Here is a 20,167-nt window from a genome sequence, read left to right as displayed (position 1 = left end):
GTCCCCTTAGTTTTTGATCTGAGCCCGTACCTCGATGATAATATCTCTTAATTCAGCAGCACGTTCGAACTCCAAATGACGCGCCGCTTCCCGCATTTCTTTTTCTAAGGTGCGGATCATCTTTTCCCCTTCCTTCTTAGACAGCTTTTTCAATTTTCCATCCACCTGATATTGTGCCTCAGGCTCTGCTGCCATGGTAATGCCCAAGGTATCGTGCACCGCCTTTTGTACTGTTTGAGGGATAATATGATGCACCTGATTATAATTGATCTGTAGTAACCGCCTGCGATTGGTTTCTGAAATTGCTTTTTCCATGGAATCTGTGATCCGATCCCCATACATAATGACCCGGCCTTCCGCATTGCGGGCTGCCCGCCCAATGGTCTGAATCAAAGAACGCTCCGATCGTAAAAATCCTTCTTTATCCGCATCCAGGATTGCCACCAGGGAAACTTCCGGCAAGTCCAAACCTTCTCGCAGCAGATTAATCCCCACCAACACATCAAAGACACCCAGACGCAATTCCCGGATAATTTCCATGCGTTCCAAGGTTTTTACATCGGAATGTAAATAGCGCACTTTGATATCCAGCTCTTTGAGATAGTCCGTTAAATCCTCCGCCATGCGTTTTGTTAATGTGGTTACCAAAACCCGTTGATTTTTGTCGACCCGCTTTTTGATTTCTCCAATCAGGTCATCGATTTGTCCCTGTACCGGCCGTACTTCAATCTCCGGGTCCAGGAGACCGGTGGGGCGGATAATCTGTTCCACAATTTTTTTACTGTGTTCCATTTCATAAGATCCGGGTGTGGCCGATACGAAGACTGCCTGATTGATCTTTTTTTCAAATTCGGGAAACATTAGAGGACGGTTATCCAAGGCAGACGGTAAACGAAAACCGTGTTCCACCAGAGTTGTTTTTCGTGATTTATCCCCTTCGTACATCCCTCTGATCTGAGGCAGGGTCACATGGGATTCATCAATGACCAGCAAAAAATCTTCCGGGAAATAGTCGATTAGAGTATAAGGAGGCTCCCCGGGAGCCCGTGCGCTTAAATGGCGGGAATAGTTTTCGATCCCCTGACAATATCCCATTTCCTGCATCATTTCAAGATCAAAATTGGTCCTTTGCTCCAAGCGCTGGGCTTCCAGCAATTTATTCTGTTCCCGCAAAACCTTCAGTCTCTCCGCCAACTCCAATTCAATGGTGCTGATGGCTTTTTTCATCTTTTCTTCTTCCGTCACATAGTGACTGGCCGGGAAGACAGCCGCATGGCGCAACTGGCCTAGTATTTCTCCCGTCAAGGTATCTATTTCCACGATGCGTTCTATTTCATCGCCGAACATTTCCACCCGCAGAGCCCTTTCACTGGATGAAACAGGAAAGATTTCAATCACATCTCCCCGCACCCGGAAGGTGCCCCGGTGGAAATCCATTTCATTACGGGCATATTGCATATCCACCAGTTTACGCACGATGCGGTCCCGTTCCTGGCTCTGTCCCACCCTTAAACTCAATGTCATTTGTTGATAATCTTCAGGAGACCCCAAGCCATAAATGGCGGAAACGCTGGCCACAATAATCACATCCCGCCGTTCGGAAAGAGATGCCGTGGCCGAGTGACGCAGCTTTTCTATTTCATCATTAATGGAAGCATCTTTTTCAATATAGGTATCTGTATGGGCAATATATGCTTCCGGTTGATAATAATCATAATAACTGACAAAGTACTCTACCGCATTATCGGGGAAAAACTCCTTAAACTCCCCGCATAATTGAGCGGCCAAGGTTTTATTATGAGCTATGACCAGGGTGGGTTTTTTTACCTTTTCAATGACATTGGCCATGGTAAAGGTTTTCCCCGACCCGGTAACCCCTAAAAGCACTTGGTTCTTTTCTCCGGCCAGAATGCCCTCCACCAAGCGCTCAATAGCCTGGGGCTGGTCCCCGGTGGGATGGTAAGAAGATTTTATTTTAAAATCGCTCATGATTCTGACCTCGCTTTTTAATTTACTCTATTCTTCTATTATACCATATCCCACAAGGTTAATAATCTGCCTCTACACCTCCTTTTTTACCTCATAGCTGCATTTTCCCATAGTTCCTTTTTACCAATTTTCCCCTTTACAGATCCTTCATTTACTTATAAAATAATAATAACTTAATAGTTAATATATTAACTAAATGGAGGGAGGCAAAAATGGAGAAGAAACACTTTAAAGAATTGCCCGGCTATTGGTGGGTAGATACCCTTTCGGGGAAAGTGGTTCTGCACATGGCTAGTACCTATGGCTATTTAGAAAAAACTTATGGCCGATTTTTTTCCCGTTGGCAATTATCTCAAACCAAGTTTAATGTTTTGCTGCTGTTATATAAAAATGAGTCCATGGCATTATGGGAATTGGGCGAGGAATTGTTGGTATCCCGTGCCAATATTTCCGGATTAATCGACCGCCTGGAAAAATCCGGTTTAGTCACCAGAGAGATCGATCCTAAGGATCGGAGAAGTATGCGGGTTAAATTAACTGCCGAGGGGAAAGAAAAAGTGGCGGAACTATTTCTTCCTTTCAAGGAATATACGGAAAAGGTCATGAGTCCTCTCTCAGATAATGAAAAGGAAATGTTGATCAATCTTTTACAAAAAATTCAATGGGGAGAAAAAACAAAAGGATCAGGTGAATAAGCGTGAAAGGCGTGAAAAACGTGGATAAATTGGAAAAGATCAAGATATTGCTGGTAGGTTTGATCTTGTTCGTATGTGCTTGCCCTGGCAGTGCCTGGGCGGGTACCTCTCAACAGGGGGAAGTATATCGGATTACCTTGAGGGAGGCGATCAATCTGACCTGGGCCAATAACCTGGAGCTTAAGCTTTTAGAGAAGGAAATTGGTACCCGGGAGTTGGATTTGGATCGGGCGGAATTCTATCGGCAAAAACTTATTGATGCCGACGAAAAGATCAGTGACGGTTGGGATGAATACCGCAAAGCTCGCAGTGACCTGGATACCCTAAAGAGTTTAATTGACAGGGGGATCATTGGCACGGATTCGGACTTATATCTGACACCGAAACAAATTGAAGAAAAGGAAAAAGCATTGACTGGGGCAGCCCAGGAATTAAGTAATTACTCTGCCTACCGCATTGATAATTATGATAACGCTAAAGTGGTGGATCTTTATCATGCCCAAGCCGCTTTGGGACTTAATGTTACCCAAATCGGCGTGGAGCAGGCCTATCAACAGTATGCACTTCTGACACGGCAAAATTACTATGAGGTTTTGAAGCAGCAGCGCATTGTGGGAGTGAAAAGAGCTGCTGCCCAGCGGGGAAAAAGCCAGTATCAGTTAGCTAAGGATAGTTTTGAAGCTGGATTTAGGGCTAAAGATGATATGCTCATGGCAAAAGCTCAGCTTGATCTTTTACAAGCCGATTTGGAAAATGGGCATAAGGACTTGTCCTTAGCAGAGTTTGCCTTGAAAAAGGTAATAGGTTTAAGCCCGGAGACTGAGGTGATTTTGCTGGATGATTATACGGCGGAACAGGAAATCACCCCTTTGGAGATTGGATTGGCGCAGGCATTAGAAAATCGCCTGGAAATTAAAAAGGGAGAGATGGAGCTGGAAGTAAGCCGGATCAATATGGAGTTAGCCAAACGGTATACCAGCCCCCATACCTTCGACTATCGCCAGAGTCAAATGGATTTGGATCAGGCCAATCTTACCTTGGAAAATGCAAAACAATCCGTAAAAAGCAGTGTCTATGGATCCTACCAAACCTTCCTTGCTGCGGAGAAAATGCTTAACCAAGTAAAAGACTCCGTAAAGGAAGCGGAAGAAGCTTTGAATATTGTAACCTTCCGCTATCAGGAAGGCTACGGGATTCCTTCCGCCGCCCTAAAATCTCTTAATATGGAGGATGCCGCCGGTACTGTTTTTGAAGTGTTAGCTGCTCAGGAAAAGCTCAGTGAGGTAGAAGAAAAGGTGGTAGAAATCACCTATGGTTATCACATGGCTAAAAGCAAATATGAGACGGATATCTGCGGAGATGAAAAAATAATCAGACAACCTGAGGGGGAAAGAGAACATGAGTGAAGCTTTAAAAAGACATCGACCCTTGGGGGTTTTGCTGATCCTTCTCCTTCTGACATCTCTCTTTGCCGGCGCCTGCGGAAAAAATGGTGCTGATGCTGCCCCGGGAGGATTTGATCCGGCACAAGGACTGGTGCTCCAGGGCAATGCGGAAGGGGAGGAAGTAGATCTTAATACGAAAATAGCGGGCAAAATCTCCACCATTTATGTGGAAGAAGGGCAGCAGGTGGCAGCAGGAGATTTGATCGCCGAAATTGACAGCGCTCAGCTCCAGGCCAAGAAAAAACAGGTAGAAGCTCAAGTGCAGATGGCAAAAGAAGGAGTGGAACTGCAGGCAAAAGTTGCCGGCGCCAATGTGGAACAGGCCTCCGGTGCTTTGCAGGCTGCCCAGGCTCAGTTAAATAAGGCGGAAGCAGGGGCCCGCTCTCAAGAAATTGCTCAGGCAAAGGCTAATTATGAGATGATGGAGAAAACCTATGAGCGGGTGGAAAAACTTTATGAAAAAGGAGCGATCGCGGCCCAGAAAAAAGATGAGGCGGAAACCCAATTAAAAATAGCTCAGGAACAATATTCCCTGGCCCAGGAAGGTGCCCGCACCCAGGACCGGGATGCGGCCCAGGGATTAGTCGATCAGGCTGCCGGGGCCTTAAATGCCGCTAATGCGGGACAAATGCAGGTTCAGGTGGCTGAGCAAAAATATCAGGAGGCTTTGGCCGGTTTGGAGGAGATAAATTCTTTAATCGCAGATACCAAAATCCTGGCCCCCCAAAGGGGGACGGTGACGATGCTCAATTGTAAAGAGGGCGAGTTGGTTTCAACCGGCATGATTATTGCAACAGTAGCAGATTTAAAAAATATCAGTATGCTTTTAAACGTTTATGAATCTGACCTATCCCAGGTATCTTTAGGGCAAGAGGTACAGGTACGCTTTAACGCTTTGGGGGATCAGATCTTTCCCGGTACCGTGAAACATATTGATTTAAAACCAAATTTTGCGGCTCAAAAGGCGGCCAATAACCAGGAAGACGATGTTTTGGCTTACCAGGTGAAAGTAGTGCTCACCGATTTAGGGGAGGAACAGATTTATCCCGGGATGACTGCTTATGCGCAATTTATCCGAAAAAATTAGCTTGGGAGGAGGGATATGAAAACATTTTTTGGGGAAATCAAATTATTTCTTTCCAGCCCTTGGCGGGTAGTTTTATTCCTGCTCCTGCCTCCCTTGATTACAGTTTATTTTGGGGTGGTTTTTCAGAATGGAGTGGTGGAAGATACCAGAATCGTGATTGTGGACCAGGATCAAACCAGCCTCAGCAGAAGTCTGGTCCAAAATTTTAAGGACAACGAAGGATTCCGGGTGGTGCAATACGAGGAGCATATAGAGGCAGGCCTGAACCTGATCCGGCAGGAGCAAGCCGATGTGGTTCTGGCTCTGCCTGAGGGCTTTAGCCAGGATCTTAAGTCCGGGAAAAAACCATCAATATATTTGGGGATTAATGGAGCCAATATGGCGATTTCTTCTAATGCAACCAAAAGGGCTAGTGCCATCATCCTTACCTTTAATGCCGGGATTGAGATTACCCGGCTGCAGGCCAAGGGGTATGCCCCTGTTGAAGGGATGAGCATGGCCCAACCGGTACAAATTCAAGTGCGCCAAACAGGGAATCCTACAGGGAGCTTTTATGATTTTCTGATCTGGGGCTTGATTGGTGCCATCGGACATTTCCCCATCCTGCTTTTTTCTGTCACCGCCTTTAACACAGAAGAAGAAGGGTTGAGGATCCCGGTCTTTCTAAACCGCTTTTTGGTCTATGTTTTCTTCGGCGTTACAGAGCTGCTCCTGTCCATTTTGATCCTGGTCACCTTATTTCCAGTTGATTTTAAGGGAGATATATCAGCTCTCATTCTGTTAGCAGCTTTATTTTCCATGGCGGTAACCGCCCTGGGCATGCTCCTTTCTTTGGTAATCAGGGAAAGAACCCATGCCTTGCAGATCGCCACCGTTGTTGCCTTGCCGGCATTGATCTTATCCGGCCATACCTGGCCCATGAGCGGCATGCCCCAATTGCTTCAAGTACTGGGACATCTGGAGCCATTAACCTATTTTGCTAATCCCTTACGCACCCTGGCTTTGACGGGAGCGGCAGACAGCAGCTACGTACAGAACTGTCAGGTTTTATTGTTGATGATCATCCTATTTTTAGGTGTAAGCCTGATGGTAATAGGAGGGGGAAAGGCGGTGAGCAGGTGGAAAAGGGCTCAAATCACCAAAAGTGCTTCACTTTCATAAAAAATGAGTTGCGCGGCATTTTTAAAAACAAGATCTTGCTGAGCTATACATGTATCCTGCTGATCCTGGTAATTTTTATTGGCCTGGTCTACCAAAAAGGAGTCCTGGGTCAGATGGAATTGCTGCTGGTAGATCTGGATCAAACCTCCACCAGCAGACTGGTCACCCGGTATCTGACGGAAAATGAAAAATTTAAAGTAGTTTTTTCTGATAATGAACAGGAAGTCATAAAGGCAGTAGAAAAAAGTGAAGTTATCGCCGGCTTGGTGATCCCCGACGGTTTTGAAGCAGCTGTCAAAGAGAAAAAAGGGGGAGAAATCCTCCTGCTCATCGACGGGACAAATTATATTGCAGCCAACAGCATTTATGCCAAAGCCAATGAAATTCTATTATCCATTAATGGTGGGATTGCCCTGCAAAGCCTGACCGGCGCAGGTTTTTTACCGGATGAGGCTGGGGATCTGGTGCAACCAACCCATCTTACCCAAAATATTTTATTTAATCCCCATTATAACTATAGTTATTATCTGACCTACGGAATTTGCGGCGCGGGGATCTTTAGCCTGGCCATGTCGGCCGTGGCTCTTTCTCTATCTAAAAGCAAAGTGGAAAGCCCCCCTGGAAAAGCCTGGGTGCTAAAATATTGGTCTATTGCCTTTATTTCTCCCTGGTCTTGACCCTGCTTTTTGTTTTTGCCCAGATCGTTTTTGATCTTCCTGCCCGGGGTTCGATACTGCCCTTTTACTTTTTAGCCTTAGAGGTTAGTCTTTTGATCACGATTTTGGGGATGATGCTGTCTGCCATTGCCGGTGATAAGGAAGAACGGATTTTTCAGCTGGGCGTATTTTTTGCCACCACGCTCTTTTTTACCACCGGATATTCTTGGCCTCTCCAAAGCCTTCCTGAAATCATGAAACCTGTCTATTATTTAAATCCCTTAACCCCTTTTTTGAATGGGGTGAGAGCCTGCTTTGTCATCGGTGCAGAGAGCCGGGTGTTAGAAAATTATATCCTCTGGCAGTTGGCACTGTGCTTGTTTTATGCCCTACCGGGGCTGGGCCTCTATCATTGGCGGTATAGAAAAGGAAAAATGGGGGCTGAGGCGATCCGAAACCACTAAAAAGGAAAAGAGGAGGATAGACTAAATCTATACCTCCTTTTTTGCTACCTGGCTCAATATTTTATTGAGTACTTGTGCTCCTGTATGCTCTACGGCCTCAAAATCCATGGCTTTGATATAGAAGCTTTCCAGTTGGTCATGAAGATTTTTGGCCTGGGCTATTTTACTGATGGCTTCATTCATATAATTTTTATATTCAGCCTCAATGTCACCGGTTTTTTTACCTTGCTTCCTCATTTCACCTAAATCCAATGCATCCAGCATATTAATGACGATATCTCCGGTCCGTTCCGGCTCCTCCACATGGGGGCTGCTGCCGTCTAATACAGCAATGCCCAGTTGGGGAATCACTACCATATCCAAGCTATTGGGATCCAAGGCGCAATGATAAATGTCCGCTTGATAGCCTCTTTCCACCGCCCCTTCGGCAATTTTTTTGATCAAGGTTGATTTCCCGGTGCCTGGCAAGCCTTTTAAAATATAACGCCGTTTACAATCCTCGGTGATGTTATTAATAAAATTTACTAAACCCCTGGGGGTAATGGCGGAAGCAAACATATGGCGAATAACAGGGACATGGACGCTAAAAATTTCCTGCATTAATTGTTCCGTTTTTTGATTGACCTTATCTAAATCCATGGCATCAGTATTCAATTCTTTCCATTCTGTATAAGCTTCTTGGGCTTGATGAAGCTGCTCATAAGCCGCCTGAAAACTGACGCTGATCTCATCGACCAATTTTTTTATGATATTTTTATGGGCTTTCAAATATTCTTCATCCCAATGATCCCCTAAATTGATAATTTGATCCACCACCCCCGGGTAGCGAGGATCTACCACATGGGGAGCTGTACCGTCAATGATTGCTATTTTAAAATCCGGGATGATAACCCCGTCTAAAGAGTCATTATCGGAAGAGCATTGCCAAAACTCCACCGGATACCCTCTTTCCACCACTTCCAAGCCAATTTTTCGAATTAAAGTAGACTTTCCCGTTCCCGGTCCCCCTTTGAGAATAAAAATCCTTTCCATATCTTTAAGTCCGTCCTGATAAAAAGAGTGAAATCCCTGGGAGGTATTGCCCCCGGGAAAGACATATTTGATTTTCCCTTTTTTCATTGAATCATCGCCCTCTCCTTCCTGTGGATATCCTTGGTGTTTACAAGTATATGCTATGATATGAATTTTTGATGGATCGAGTGCTTGGCCCGGTTGAGAAAACTCACTTTATGTAATTTGTGGAATTGATGATATAATATCAATAAAAGCTGAAATTATTCAACAGAGCTAATTTTAATTATGCAGGAGGGAATGTCGATGAGCGCTAAAATTCTCTTTTCATCTGTCAAATTTGATAAATATGAGCTGGAGGATACCTTGCCCGCCAAGTTTCAACGATTGATCGATCAAATGGATTTAGAAGAGATAGTCAAAGATAAATGGACCGTGATCAAAATGCACCTGGGCAGAAAAATCGGTTATTCCACTATCCACCCCATATTTGTAAAAATCCTCACGGATCGGCTGAAGGAATATGGAGCCAAGGTTTTTATCACAGATCAAATTGTTTCCGGGGGGCAAGACCGGGGTTATACTGAGGATTATCTAGGTGTGCCCATCACCCCGGCCTGCGGGATCATGGATCAATACTTTTATGAGCGCAAGGTTGATTTTAAATCCTTGAAGGATATTGACGTGGCCGGTCATATCCAGGATGCGGAGGTGATGATTGACCTTTCTCATGTGAAAGGACATGGAGCCTGCGGATACGGAGGAGCCTGCAAAAACATTGCCATGGGTTGTGTTACGGATCGCACCAGGCAACAGATCCACCATTTGTCCGGCGGGCTAAGCTGGCAGGAGGATCTTTGCACCCATTGTGAAGCTTGTGTCAATAGTTGCAATTATCACGCCAATCAATTCACGGAAGAAAACAAATATCAGATTAATTTTCATGACTGCACCTTTTGCCAGCATTGTGTAAAAATCTGTCCCACCAATGCCATCACCGTGGAAGATGAGCAATATGGGAATTTTCAAACAGGCATGGCCATATGCACAGAGGAAGTATTGAAAACCTTTTTACCGGGACATGTTTTCTACATTAATTTCCTGACCAATATTACTGCCTTGTGTGACTGTTGGGGTTTTACCACCCCTCCTTTAGTACCTGATATTGGCATCATGGCATCTCATGATATTGTGGCCATCGAAAGAGCCAGTCTTGATGCCATTAAGATGGAGGATCTGATCCCTGCCGGCATTCCTCAGGGTTTGGAACTAGGCGGTGATGGTCACCTTTTCCAGCGCCTGCATGGCAAAAACCCCTTTATCCAATTGAACGAATTAGAAAAAAGGGGTCTTGGTGCACAGGATTATTCCCTTGTAGAAATTAAGTAAGATCATACGCATTCTGTTCTGACCTTATTTTATCTTTTTTGATAAAAAAGGAGGCAATGACAATCGCAACCAAACTTACAAGCAGGGTAAAGGAGTAGGTCATTTGTACGCCCCCATGCTCACCCAGAAGACCGGAAAGACCGGTCTGAGTAATCATACCCAAAGAACCGATAAACTCCATCAGCCCCAAATCGAAGCCGCTGTACCCCCTGGAAGCGTTGTCTGCCACACCCGCGACAAGCAGCGGATACATAAATCCCGTACCCATACCTCCAAAAATAGCTGCCAAGGTAATGGAATTAAAGCTCGCTCCAACTATAAACAAGGCAGCAGCAATGGCAAGCATAATACTAGCTCCCATTAGCAAGGGTTTTCTCCCCAGGTTATCAGACAATCTTCCGGAAACGGCGAATGAGATGGTTCTGCAGCCCCAAAATAAAGCAAAAGTAAAACCAATCCCTAAGTATGAGACCTGGAAATAACCTGCCACCATAGATAACATTCCGGAAATGGAATAGAGGAAGCCGGCGTAAACAAAAAAGAGATAACAAAAAGGCCAGATAATTTTAAATTCCCGCCAATAAGCAGGAAATCCGGCAGAGGCTTCCCCATCCAATACTTCCTCTCCCTCTGCCACTTCCGTGATTCCCCGTAATCCAATGATGAAAGCCAGAACACAGAACACCGGGTAGGCGGGGAAAACGGTAGTCAAAGGAAAATATTCCATAACTAAACCGCCGATAATACAGCCTGACATGGCACCCATTCCGTAAAAGAAAGTAAAGCGTCCCGATTCTCGGCCTCTGTTTTCAGGCAGAGTGTTATCCGCCAAAATCGCCTCCAGCACCACCCACAAAATCCCCCTGCTCATCCCCTCCAAAGTACGGAAGATCAGTAAAGAATAGGAGGATTGAGCAAAGCAATATCCTAAAGAAGCGCAAAAACAGAGAAAGATGCTAAAGAGAAGGATCTTTTTTCTGCCCCAAATATCAGAACATCTTCCGGAAAGGATGGTCATGATGCAGTAAGCCACAGAATATCCTGTCATAAAAAAACCAATTAAGCTATAGGAGGCACCTAACCCGCTGCCTACAAGGGGAATCGCGGGAGCCGTCATCCCTTCCCCAATTGACACCAGGAAGATTAAGAGCCCGATGGAGCGCAAAGATCTGGTTTTTTGATCCGCCCAATACATAAAAAGTCTCCTTCTTTCATGGAATTGATTTCTTACTTGCTGAAAATATCCAGACTTACTGAAAAACCACGGGAAACCCCGTGGTTTTTCTTAACGTGCTTTTAATAAACCTATTGTATCTTATTCACTGGGTAAATTCAAGAGATATCCCTATTGCTGCTTAATTTTAGCTTGTAAAACCTCAATCCCCTTCTTTAACTGTACATCAGCTTTAGGATCGATACTATAAATCACGGCAGGATCTGCATCTTCCGGAAGAAGTACCTGCACATCCGGCTCAATGCCCTTTTTATGAATGTCATTTTTATCGGGGGTGAGATATTTTGCAGTAGTTATTTTCAAGGCAGCTCCATCGCCGATTTCAAACACACTTTGGACGATGCCCTTCCCAAAGCTGGTCTCTCCCACCAAAGTGCCTGCCTTAACATCTTTAATGGCTCCCGCTAAAATTTCCGAAGCGCTGGCACTCCCCTTATTGATCAACACCACCAGAGGCAGATCCAGCAAAGGACCCCCGGAGGTAAATTCTTCCGTACGGGATTTATCTACCAGCCAAACCACCGGCTCGCCCTCCGGCACAAAAAGGCTTCCCGCTTCTACAGCAGCATTCAGCGCCCCTCCCGGATTATTGCGTAAATCCAGAATCAGCCCCCGGCAATCATTTTTAGATCTCAATTCATCGATCGTTTCTCTAAGCTCTTTTCCCGTCAAATCATTGAACATAGAAATATTTACATAAGCAAGATGGGGATTTTCCTTCAGCATCTGCCCTTCAACCGAAGGAATTTCGATAATCTTTCGGGCGAGAGGAACCTGACGTATCTTTTCATCATTGGTTCCTTTGATGCCAAGGGTCACTTTTGTTCCGGCTTCCCCCTTCATTAAGGCTACAGCGGTATCAATATCCATTTCCGTAGTATTTTTTCCGTCAATTTCCCATATCTCATCTCCGGATTTAATCCCTGCTTCCGCTGCCGGGGTACCTTTGATGGGAGACATTACGGTGAGCTTCTTGGTATCCTGGGAAATGCCCACATAAATGCCTAGGCCGCCATAAGTTCCTTTCATACTGGTTTGAAGAGATTGATAATCATTAGGTTCTAAATATACAGAATAAGGATCATCCAGGGATTCCACCATCCCCTTCATGGCGCCATCCACTAGCTGAACAGCACTTAAAGGTTCTAAAGCTCGAGACTTGAGCAAAGATACAGTCTTAAATCCGTTTCCCAAATGATAAATATTCATCGTAACCATAAGCAGTAAAAGGCCGGCAGTCAGGGCGAATCCAGCTGCCAGGCCCATAATAAAGCCACGTTTTTTTGACACTTAAAAATCATCCTCCTTAAATCGGTTAAACCCTTCAAAGGATTTACGGCGGCAATATCTAAGATCATGATATGAGTTTTTGTACCGATTTATTAATTAAATATTGAAAAACATAATCTATCCTTTGATTATAACGCAACAAAAGGCACTTTGGAAGTGCCTTTTGTACTCAGCGCCGTCAATCGAAAATTAAATTTTAATAATTTTATTTTAAGTAATTCCATGGATTAATGGGATTGCCGTTTTTTCGCACCTCAAAGTGGAGATGAGGTCCTGTACTCCATCCGGTGCTCCCCACCTTTCCCACCGAATCTCCTTTTTTCACACCCTGATCAGTTGAAACCGAGATGCGGGATTGATGAGCATACATGGAAGAAATCCCGCCTCCATGATCAATGACCACGGCGTTACCATACGCCCCCAGCCAGCCGGAATAAATTACGGTTCCATCGGCCACCGCTTTAATAGCAGTACCGGAAGGCGCACCAATATCAATACCCGTATGCATTCTCTTTGTTTTTAATACCGGGTGGATCCGATAACCATATTCCGAGGTAACCCTGGTGTGACCAGGAGTAGGCCAGGAAAAGACACCGTTAAACTTTGATCCGGATTTAGCCATCCGCTCTTGCTGGATTTTATTAATCTGAGCAGCCAATTGAGCGGAAAGACTTTCCATCTCATTTAAAGCTTTTTCTACCTGCTTTTGATCTTCTTCGATCTTCCCAATCCACTGTCTTTTTTCTTGCTGTCGTGCCGCCAGATCCTGTTTTCTTCTTTCCGTGGATTTTTTAATGCTGACAATCTTATTTCTTTCTTTTTCCAATTGGGCTTTCTTGTCCTCAACCTCTTTGATTTGTGCCTCCACCCGGTCTAAGATTTCTACATCTTGTTCCACCAGTTTTTCCATCAAATCAAATCGAGTCAGTAAATCATTAAAGCTGGTGGACTCGAATGCCACCTCCAAATAAGATACCTGTCCATTTAAATAGACCTCTTTTACCATTTGGCTGAAGAGCTCCATGCGTTCTGCCAATTCCGCTTCCGATTTTTCCAATTCTTCGGTAGATTGGGCCACCTTTTTTTCAGCATCTTTCAGCTGATCTGCCAAGGTATTTAATTCTGACTGAATCCCTTTCATTTGGTCTTCCAGCTGATCTAACTGACCGACATAGGTTTTCTTTTGAGCTTCTTTTTCCTTTAATGTTTCCCTTTGCGCTGTTATCTGTTGCTTTAAGTTTTGCTGTTTCTTCTTAAAGTTATCTAATTGATCCCCATATGCCGGCAATAAGCTGGCTGTCAGAAAAAACCCCGCTGCCACTAATCCTGCAACTACCTTTTTACTCCCCATCCAAAACAATTTTTTACCCCCTTGCATTACACTTTTAAGAATTTACGTAAAGAAACGACACTTCCTATGGCTCCCAGGGAAATCCCAATCAGAATCATCCCCAGGCTAATTTTCCACAATAAATCAGGCGCACTCACCAACTTGATAAAAGTCAACGAAACACTGACGTTATCCAATAGAGAGGAATAAGCCCAATATAAAAGCAAAACCGCTACCAGGGATCCGATTAATCCCAGGAAAATCCCCTCTAAAAAGAACGGCCAGCGGATAAACCAGTCTGTGGCCCCTACATATTTCATAATGGTAATTTCTTTTTTTCTCGCATAAACCGTTAAGCGAATGGTAATCGCCACCAATACCACCGCAGCCAGCCCCAGAAGTATAATGACTCCCCCTCCTAAAAGCCGCACCCAATTAATCAAGGAAAAGAGTTTTTCCACAAAGCCTTGGCCGTAACGTACTTTTTGAAAATAACCGGTGTTTTCCAGGGATTGAGCTACCGGAACCACATCATCCGCCGTCTTAGTATTAATAACTAAGGAATCAGGCAAGGGGTTATACCCTAAAGAATCCAATAATTCTTTTCGATCTCCAAACTGGTTTTTTAAGGATGCTAAATGCTGCTCACTGGTGATCAGTTTGACCTCCGCAATACCTGGATAAGATTGAATTTGCTCCTGAATCTCCCGGATTTCCTCATCTGTTGCATCATCCTGGAAGAAAGTGGAAATCTCGATACTGGATTCGATACGATATGCCATGCTATTAACATTTAACACCAAAAGCAAAAATACTCCGCACACAAATAAGGAAATGGCTACGGTTGCAATTGAGGCAACACTCATCCAGCCATTTCTTTTTAAGGAAAGCACCGCTTCCTTAAAGAAGTAGCCGATCGTTCTTAACTTCATGATAACCACCCTCCACGTCATCCCGGATCAAGGTGCCTTGATCTAAAACAAGCACCCTTTTTTTCATTTTGTCTACAATTTCTTTTGCATGGGTAGCTACCAGAATTGTCGTCCCCGTTTGACTGATTTTTTCGAACAACTCCATTAATTCCCAGGATGTTTTGGGATCAAGATTACCTGTCGGTTCATCCGCAATGAGCACCATGGGCTGGTTGACAATCGCCCGTGCCACCGCGACTCTTTGTTGCTCTCCACCAGACAATTGAGTTGGCAGAACATCTTTTTTATGGCTTAAGCCCACTAATTCGAGCACCTCCGGTACCCGTTGACGAATTCTGTTCTTAGAACATTCCGTTACCCTTAAAGCAAAGGCAACATTATCATAGACACTCAAATTAGGCAGCAATCTAAAATCCTGAAAAACAACACCGAAGTTTCTTCTTAAACGAGCAATCTCTTTTCGATTCAGACGGAGGATACTTCGGCCGCTGATGTAAATTTGTCCGGACGTAGGTAATTCCTCTAGGAACAATAAACGGACTAAAGTTGATTTACCGGCACCGCTGGGCCCGATGACAAAAACAAATTCGCCCTTGTCTATGTTAAGATCGATATCTGTCAGGGCAGGAACACCATTATTGTATGTCTTACTTACTCCTGCCATTTGTATAATCAATGAACATTCACCTCTGATATGCTATTTTCTATGCTATTGGCAAACCTTACCTGAACTGATCTATTTATTAAATCCATGAAATTAAATCCATGACACAAACATTATTATATTTCGACATTAAAAACCAAATTCCTTTTTAAATCTAAAAAACCTTCTGTTTTTATTAAACAGAAGGTTTTAATGGATTTTAGCCACCTAAATAAGCTTTGACAACACTTGCATTTTCCCGGAGATTTTCACTTTTATCTTCCATCACGATGACACCGGTGTCAATCACATAACCATAATGGGCCAGCTTTAAGGCCATTTTGGCGTTCTGCTCCACAAGCAAAATCGTAGTTCCTTCTTCATTTAAGCTTTTGATAATCCGGCCGATTTCCTGCACGATCACAGGTGCCAAACCCATGGAAGGCTCATCCAAAAGAAGCAGCTTCGGTTCAGTCATCAAAGCACGACCAATGGCTAACATCTGCTGTTCTCCCCCGGAAAGGGTCCCCCCATCTTGCTTCCATCTTTCCTGGAGACGGGGAAAGCGTTCAAAAACCCGCTCCATTCTGCGTTTTCTTTCCTGATCGTCCTTTAAGGTAAAGGAACCCAACTCCAGGTTTTCCTTCACCGTTAAATCTTTAAAAATATGTCTGCCTTCCGGAACATGAATTAAGCCCATTTGAACAATTTTATGGGGCGCTTCCGAGGTGATATCCTGACCCATAAATTGAATCTTACCTGAGGAGGCATGAATCAATGCGGAAATAGTTTTTAATGTTGTGCTTTTCCCCGCACCGTTAGAACCCAGCAACGTGACAATTTGCCCCTTTTTTACGGTGATGTTGATTCCTCTTAAAGCATGAATCTTCCCGTAATATGTTTGCACTCCTTCAAGGGAAAGAACGACTTCGCTCATATTGCTTCATCATCCTCCTTTCCGAGATATGCCTCAATCACCAAAGGGTTATTCTGAATATCTGCCGCACCGCCCTCGGCGATTTTCTTGCCATAATCGATGACAACAATTTTTTCTGAAATCTTCATAATGAGTTCCATATTATGTTCAATTAAAAAAATCGTAATATTTCTTTTGTCCCTGATTTTTCGAATTAAGTCCATCAGTTGTTGTTTTTCGTCATGATTCAACCCTGCTGCCGGTTCGTCTAAAAGAAGCAGTTTGGGCTGGGTTGCTAAAGCCCGCGCCCATTCTACCCGACGTTGATCCCCATAGGGCAAATTCTTGGCGCAGCGATCTTGTTTATCCAGAATACCTACAAAATCAAGACATTCTTTTGAAATATCTAAAATATTCTTTTCTTCTTCTTTCTGATAAGGGGTACGAAAAATCGCCCGGCCAATTCCCGATCTGGTACGGCAATGCATACCGGACATGACATTTTCCAAAACCGTCATATCCTTGAATAATCGTAAATTTTGAAAAGTGCGGGCCATGCCCATAGTGGTAATAATATGAGGTTTTTTGTGGCGCACACTTTCTCCCTGGAAAAGGATTTCTCCTGATGTCGGTTTATAAAAGCCTGTCAAACAATTAAAGGCAGATGTTTTTCCCGCTCCATTGGGGCCAATTAAACTGGTGATAGAATGCTCTTCTACCTCAAAACTCAGTTTATTGACCGCCATGACCCCGCCGAAACTTAAGGTTAAGTCCTTTACTTCAAGAATATTCATATTCACCTCGTCCTTTACTCTTTGATGGTTTCTCAAGGTTTATTTGTGTTAACTCTTACGTTCCGGCCACAAGCCCTGAGGCCGGAAAATCATGATGAACACCAACACGATCCCAAAAAAGAGCATTCTGGCTTCTCCAATGCCGCGAAATATCTCGGGAAACAGTGCCAGGACAAAAGCGCCCAGCAAAGCCCCCTGAATTTTCCCCATACCCCCTAAGACGACAGCCAGGAGCACATTGGCCGATTGAGTAAAAAGGAAGGTTTCCGGTGAAACAGCTGTCATCTTGATGGCATAGAAAGACCCGGCTACGCCGGCAAAAAGAGAACCCACAATATAAGCAAGAAGTTTAAATTTTACGGTATTGATCCCCATAGCTTCCGCCGCATCTTCATCTTCTCTGATATACTCAAGAGCCCGGCCAAATCTGGACCGAAGCAGACGATGGGCAATGATCACCCCAAGGATCACCAAGATAAAGAAGGTATAATAAAAATGTATATTTAAATAAAGCTTCATGCCCAGAAATTCAGGACGGGGAATTCCCACTAACCCGCTGGCCCCTCCCGTAATTTCCAAATTACGGGCCATTAAACGGGTTATTTCACCAAATCCCAGGGTCACAATGGCTAAATAATCGCTTCTTAACTTTAATGTTGGTCCGCCGATGATACAAGCCACGATGATGGAAATAACCATCGCCGCCGGAATCGTCAGCCAGAAACTAATCCCCATCTTCATCAAAATCCCGGTGGTGTAAGCACCAAATGCAAAGAAAGCTGCATTGCCCAAATTCAGGAGACCGCAATATCCAACGGTAATGTTTAAGCCCAGACACAATATCATATAGAAAAAGGCGTTGGTCATAACCTCCATCACATAAATATCGGAAATCAAAGGAAGAACCACTACTAGAAGGCATAAAATCCCCAAGACGGCAAATTTGATCTTGACAGTAACGTTTTCTTTTTTTGTATTCATCCCATTACATCCTTTCAATCTCGGTTTTACCTAGAATCCCGTTGGGCTTAAAGATCAAAAGCAAGATCAATAATACAAAAGCAAAAACGTCCTTCCACTCGGAACCGATGAAAGGTATTTGTGTCCCGGCAGCTTCCAGCAAACCGAGAATCATACCACCGGCCATCGCCCCGGGGATACTGCCAATACCACCGATCACTGCTGCTGTAAAGGCTTTAATTCCGACCACAAATCCCATATAAAAGTGAATACTGCCGTAATAGACCCCGGCCATGGTACCCCCGGCAGCGGCCAGAGCTGAACCGATAAAAAATGTCAAAGCAACAATCTGATTGACATTAATACCCATTAAACGACAGGCATCCCGGTCTAAAGCGATGGCTCTCATAGCCTTCCCATACATGGTTTTGCTAATAAACCAAGCTAATAATGACATCAAAACGAAGGTGGATAATACTAAAATAATTTGTGTATACGTAATATAGGCCGAACCGATGGTAATCCCGTCGTAACCCAACCCGGTGGTGTATGCTTTATATTCTCCTCCGGTAATAATCATGACTGTGTTATATAAGATCAGAGATACACCTACCGCTGTAATTAATAGCGATAAACGGGGTGCCGATAAGAGGGGGCGGTAGGCAATTCTCTGGATCACAACGCCTAAAAGTCCCACCAGAAGCATACTGATCAACAAAGCTGCTAATATTCCCAGCCACCCATTGCCCAAAACACCACTCACTGCTCCTAACATGGCAAAACTGACAAAAGCACCTGTCATATAAATATCACCATGGGCAAAATTGAGCAGTTTAATAATACCGTAAACCATAGAATAGCCAAGGGCTACCAAACTATAGAAGGAGCCTAATATCAGTCCGTTTACAAGCTGCTGGATGATTATATCCTGTACGCCCATAGATTTCATCCTCTCCTGCTAGATTAAAAGAGACATCCGGCCCCAATGGGGCCGGTAAGAATATCTGTATCCAATTGTTTATTGTACCAGTGTGTATTTACCGTCCTTGACCTCAACAACCATAAAGTTACTGCGGGCTAAGGTATGATCTTCCCCAAAAGTGGTCGTACCGGCAACCCCTTCATAATCTTTGGTTTCACTTAAAGCTTTTACCACGGAATCAAAATCAATGGCTCCGGCCCGCTTCATGGCGTCAGCCAGGATGCCTATCCCATCATAAGCCAAGGCAGCATACGGTCCGGGTTCTGTATTGTACTTCTCTTTGTATTTGGCACTGAATTCCGCAGCTGCAGGCAGGTATTCGGCGATGGGACTGGATAACACTTATACGCCCTCGGTAGCAGTACCACCGATTTTGATCAGTTGAGGTGAGCAGGAGCCGTCACCGGCCATAATTTTGCCCTGATAGCCGCTTTGACGCAATTGCTTAATCAACAAGCCTCCATCGGCAAAGTATGCAGTCCAGAAGACCAGGTCCGGATTTTTTGCTTTAATCCGGGTTACTAAAGCAGAAGTATCTTGTTCCCCTTTGTTCATAACCTCAGTAGCAACAATTTCATTTCCCGCAGCCGTCCATTGTGCTTCGGCAATCTTTGCTAAGTCTCCCGAGTAGGCATCCCCCTGATGCACAATGGCAACCTTTTTGATCCCGTCCCGGTTCCACATTTCAATCGCCTTTTCAATCTGGTGCACAGCGGTACCGTTAGTTTGGAAGGCATTGCCCGGATTTTCTTCCGCCAGGGCGCTGGAGTTTGCTGCCGTAATCACGAAAGGAATCTTGGCATCGTTATAAAGAGCCAAGGTAGGTACAGTGGCCCCGGAGCAATAGCCCCCTACCACTGCCACAACGCCTTGAGAAATTAATTTATTGGCGGCTGTTGCGGATTGTTGGGGGTCACAGGCATCGTCTGCCGTAACTGTTTTGATGTTTTTACCATTGATACCCCCGGCAGCATTAACATGATCCACTGCCAAATTAAAGGAATTCTCCATGTCTTTCCCGTAAGTTGCTTCAGAACCGGTTGTAGGAACCATAATGCCAACTAATATTTCTCCATCTGAAGTGCCTCCCTGTTGTTCACCCTGCCCGCAGCCAAAGGCTGCCAATGCCAGCATCACCAATACCGCCATTAATAACAAACTTTTTTTGGACATCTTCTTTTCCCCTTTC

At 44.4% G+C, this 20,167-nt stretch carries 16 protein-coding genes and 2 pseudogenes; 6 read left to right on the top strand and 12 right to left on the bottom strand.

Annotated features, from left to right (window positions below):
* Positions 1-6: 6 nt before the first annotated feature.
* A complete protein-coding gene (gene uvrB / locus CEQ75_RS04995; RefSeq protein ID WP_089609356.1) occupies positions 7-1,989 on the bottom strand; it encodes an excinuclease ABC subunit UvrB in 1,983 nt (660 codons plus the stop codon).
* A gap of 212 nt (positions 1,990-2,201) precedes the next feature.
* Here uvrB and CEQ75_RS04990 point away from each other — a divergent pair, with 212 nt between their 5' ends.
* From CEQ75_RS04990 to CEQ75_RS18850, 5 genes and pseudogenes are all read left to right on the top strand, one after another.
* Entirely contained in the window at positions 2,202-2,684 is a 483-nt protein-coding gene (locus tag CEQ75_RS04990; protein WP_089609355.1) for a MarR family winged helix-turn-helix transcriptional regulator, read from the top strand.
* A 2-nt stretch (positions 2,685-2,686) separates the two neighbouring features.
* Positions 2,687-4,090 (top strand): TolC family protein, encoded by a 1,404-nt coding sequence (locus CEQ75_RS04985; RefSeq protein WP_089609354.1) that lies wholly within the window; start codon positions 2,687-2,689, stop codon positions 4,088-4,090.
* The gene (locus CEQ75_RS04980) at positions 4,083-5,216 is read left to right on the top strand and encodes an HlyD family secretion protein (RefSeq protein ID WP_089609353.1); all 1,134 of its coding nucleotides are present in this window, start codon (positions 4,083-4,085) and stop codon (positions 5,214-5,216) included. The genes CEQ75_RS04985 and CEQ75_RS04980 overlap by 8 nt, the downstream gene beginning before the upstream one ends.
* Before the next feature lie 15 nt (positions 5,217-5,231).
* A complete protein-coding gene (locus tag CEQ75_RS04975; RefSeq protein WP_089609352.1) occupies positions 5,232-6,377 on the top strand; it encodes an ABC transporter permease in 1,146 nt (381 codons plus the stop codon).
* Positions 6,335-7,497: pseudogene (locus CEQ75_RS18850) on the top strand (ABC transporter permease). The gene CEQ75_RS04975 and the pseudogene CEQ75_RS18850 overlap by 43 nt, the downstream one beginning before the upstream one ends.
* Before the next feature lie 27 nt (positions 7,498-7,524).
* Here CEQ75_RS18850 and CEQ75_RS04960 read toward each other — a convergent pair.
* Positions 7,525-8,616 (bottom strand): PRK06851 family protein, encoded by a 1,092-nt coding sequence (locus tag CEQ75_RS04960; RefSeq protein WP_089609349.1) that lies wholly within the window; start codon positions 8,614-8,616, stop codon positions 7,525-7,527.
* A gap of 198 nt (positions 8,617-8,814) precedes the next feature.
* On the opposite strand from CEQ75_RS04960, the gene CEQ75_RS04955 reads away from it, so the two are divergent.
* Positions 8,815-9,897 (top strand): DUF362 domain-containing protein, encoded by a 1,083-nt coding sequence (locus CEQ75_RS04955; protein ID WP_089609348.1) that lies wholly within the window; start codon positions 8,815-8,817, stop codon positions 9,895-9,897.
* On the opposite strand, the gene CEQ75_RS04950 is transcribed toward CEQ75_RS04955, so the two are convergent.
* The 10 genes and pseudogenes from CEQ75_RS04950 to CEQ75_RS04905 form a co-directional block, all read right to left on the bottom strand.
* Positions 9,890-11,092 carry an MFS transporter gene (locus CEQ75_RS04950; protein WP_089609347.1) on the bottom strand — a complete coding sequence of 401 codons (1,203 nt, stop codon included), beginning with the start codon at positions 11,090-11,092 and terminating at the stop codon, positions 9,890-9,892. The genes CEQ75_RS04955 and CEQ75_RS04950 overlap by 8 nt on opposite strands.
* Positions 11,093-11,242: 150 nt before the next feature.
* The gene (locus CEQ75_RS04945; protein ID WP_089609346.1) at positions 11,243-12,421 is read right to left on the bottom strand and encodes a S41 family peptidase; all 1,179 of its coding nucleotides are present in this window, start codon (positions 12,419-12,421) and stop codon (positions 11,243-11,245) included.
* A 205-nt stretch (positions 12,422-12,626) separates the two neighbouring features.
* The gene (locus tag CEQ75_RS04940) at positions 12,627-13,772 is read right to left on the bottom strand and encodes a murein hydrolase activator EnvC family protein (RefSeq protein WP_242965448.1); all 1,146 of its coding nucleotides are present in this window, start codon (positions 13,770-13,772) and stop codon (positions 12,627-12,629) included.
* Positions 13,773-13,798: 26 nt separating this feature from the next.
* Entirely contained in the window at positions 13,799-14,683 is an 885-nt protein-coding gene (ftsX, locus tag CEQ75_RS04935; RefSeq protein ID WP_157677335.1) for a permease-like cell division protein FtsX, read from the bottom strand.
* Entirely contained in the window at positions 14,652-15,356 is a 705-nt protein-coding gene (gene ftsE, locus CEQ75_RS04930) for a cell division ATP-binding protein FtsE (protein ID WP_089612506.1), read from the bottom strand. Before ftsE ends, ftsX begins: the two co-directional genes overlap by 32 nt.
* A gap of 190 nt (positions 15,357-15,546) precedes the next feature.
* Positions 15,547-16,263: an ABC transporter ATP-binding protein gene (locus CEQ75_RS04925; protein WP_089609343.1), complete on the bottom strand. Its 717-nt coding sequence runs from the start codon at positions 16,261-16,263 to the stop codon at positions 15,547-15,549.
* Entirely contained in the window at positions 16,260-17,036 is a 777-nt protein-coding gene (locus CEQ75_RS04920) for an ABC transporter ATP-binding protein (protein WP_089609342.1), read from the bottom strand. Before CEQ75_RS04920 ends, CEQ75_RS04925 begins: the two co-directional genes overlap by 4 nt.
* Before the next feature lie 48 nt (positions 17,037-17,084).
* Positions 17,085-18,017 carry a branched-chain amino acid ABC transporter permease gene (locus CEQ75_RS04915; RefSeq protein ID WP_089609341.1) on the bottom strand — a complete coding sequence of 311 codons (933 nt, stop codon included), beginning with the start codon at positions 18,015-18,017 and terminating at the stop codon, positions 17,085-17,087.
* A 4-nt stretch (positions 18,018-18,021) separates the two neighbouring features.
* On the bottom strand, positions 18,022-18,936 hold the full coding sequence (locus tag CEQ75_RS04910) for a branched-chain amino acid ABC transporter permease (protein ID WP_089609340.1): 915 nt from the start codon (positions 18,934-18,936) through the stop codon (positions 18,022-18,024).
* A 78-nt stretch (positions 18,937-19,014) separates the two neighbouring features.
* A pseudogene (locus tag CEQ75_RS04905) lies at positions 19,015-20,112 on the bottom strand (branched-chain amino acid ABC transporter substrate-binding protein).
* Positions 20,113-20,167 lie beyond the last annotated feature (55 nt).

It is taken from the genome of Dehalobacterium formicoaceticum (assembly GCF_002224645.1).
Lineage (GTDB): Bacteria > Bacillota > Dehalobacteriia > Dehalobacteriales > Dehalobacteriaceae > Dehalobacterium > Dehalobacterium formicoaceticum.
Note: the sequence above shows the minus strand (reverse complement) of the source record. Positions and strands in the feature narration are given on the sequence as shown.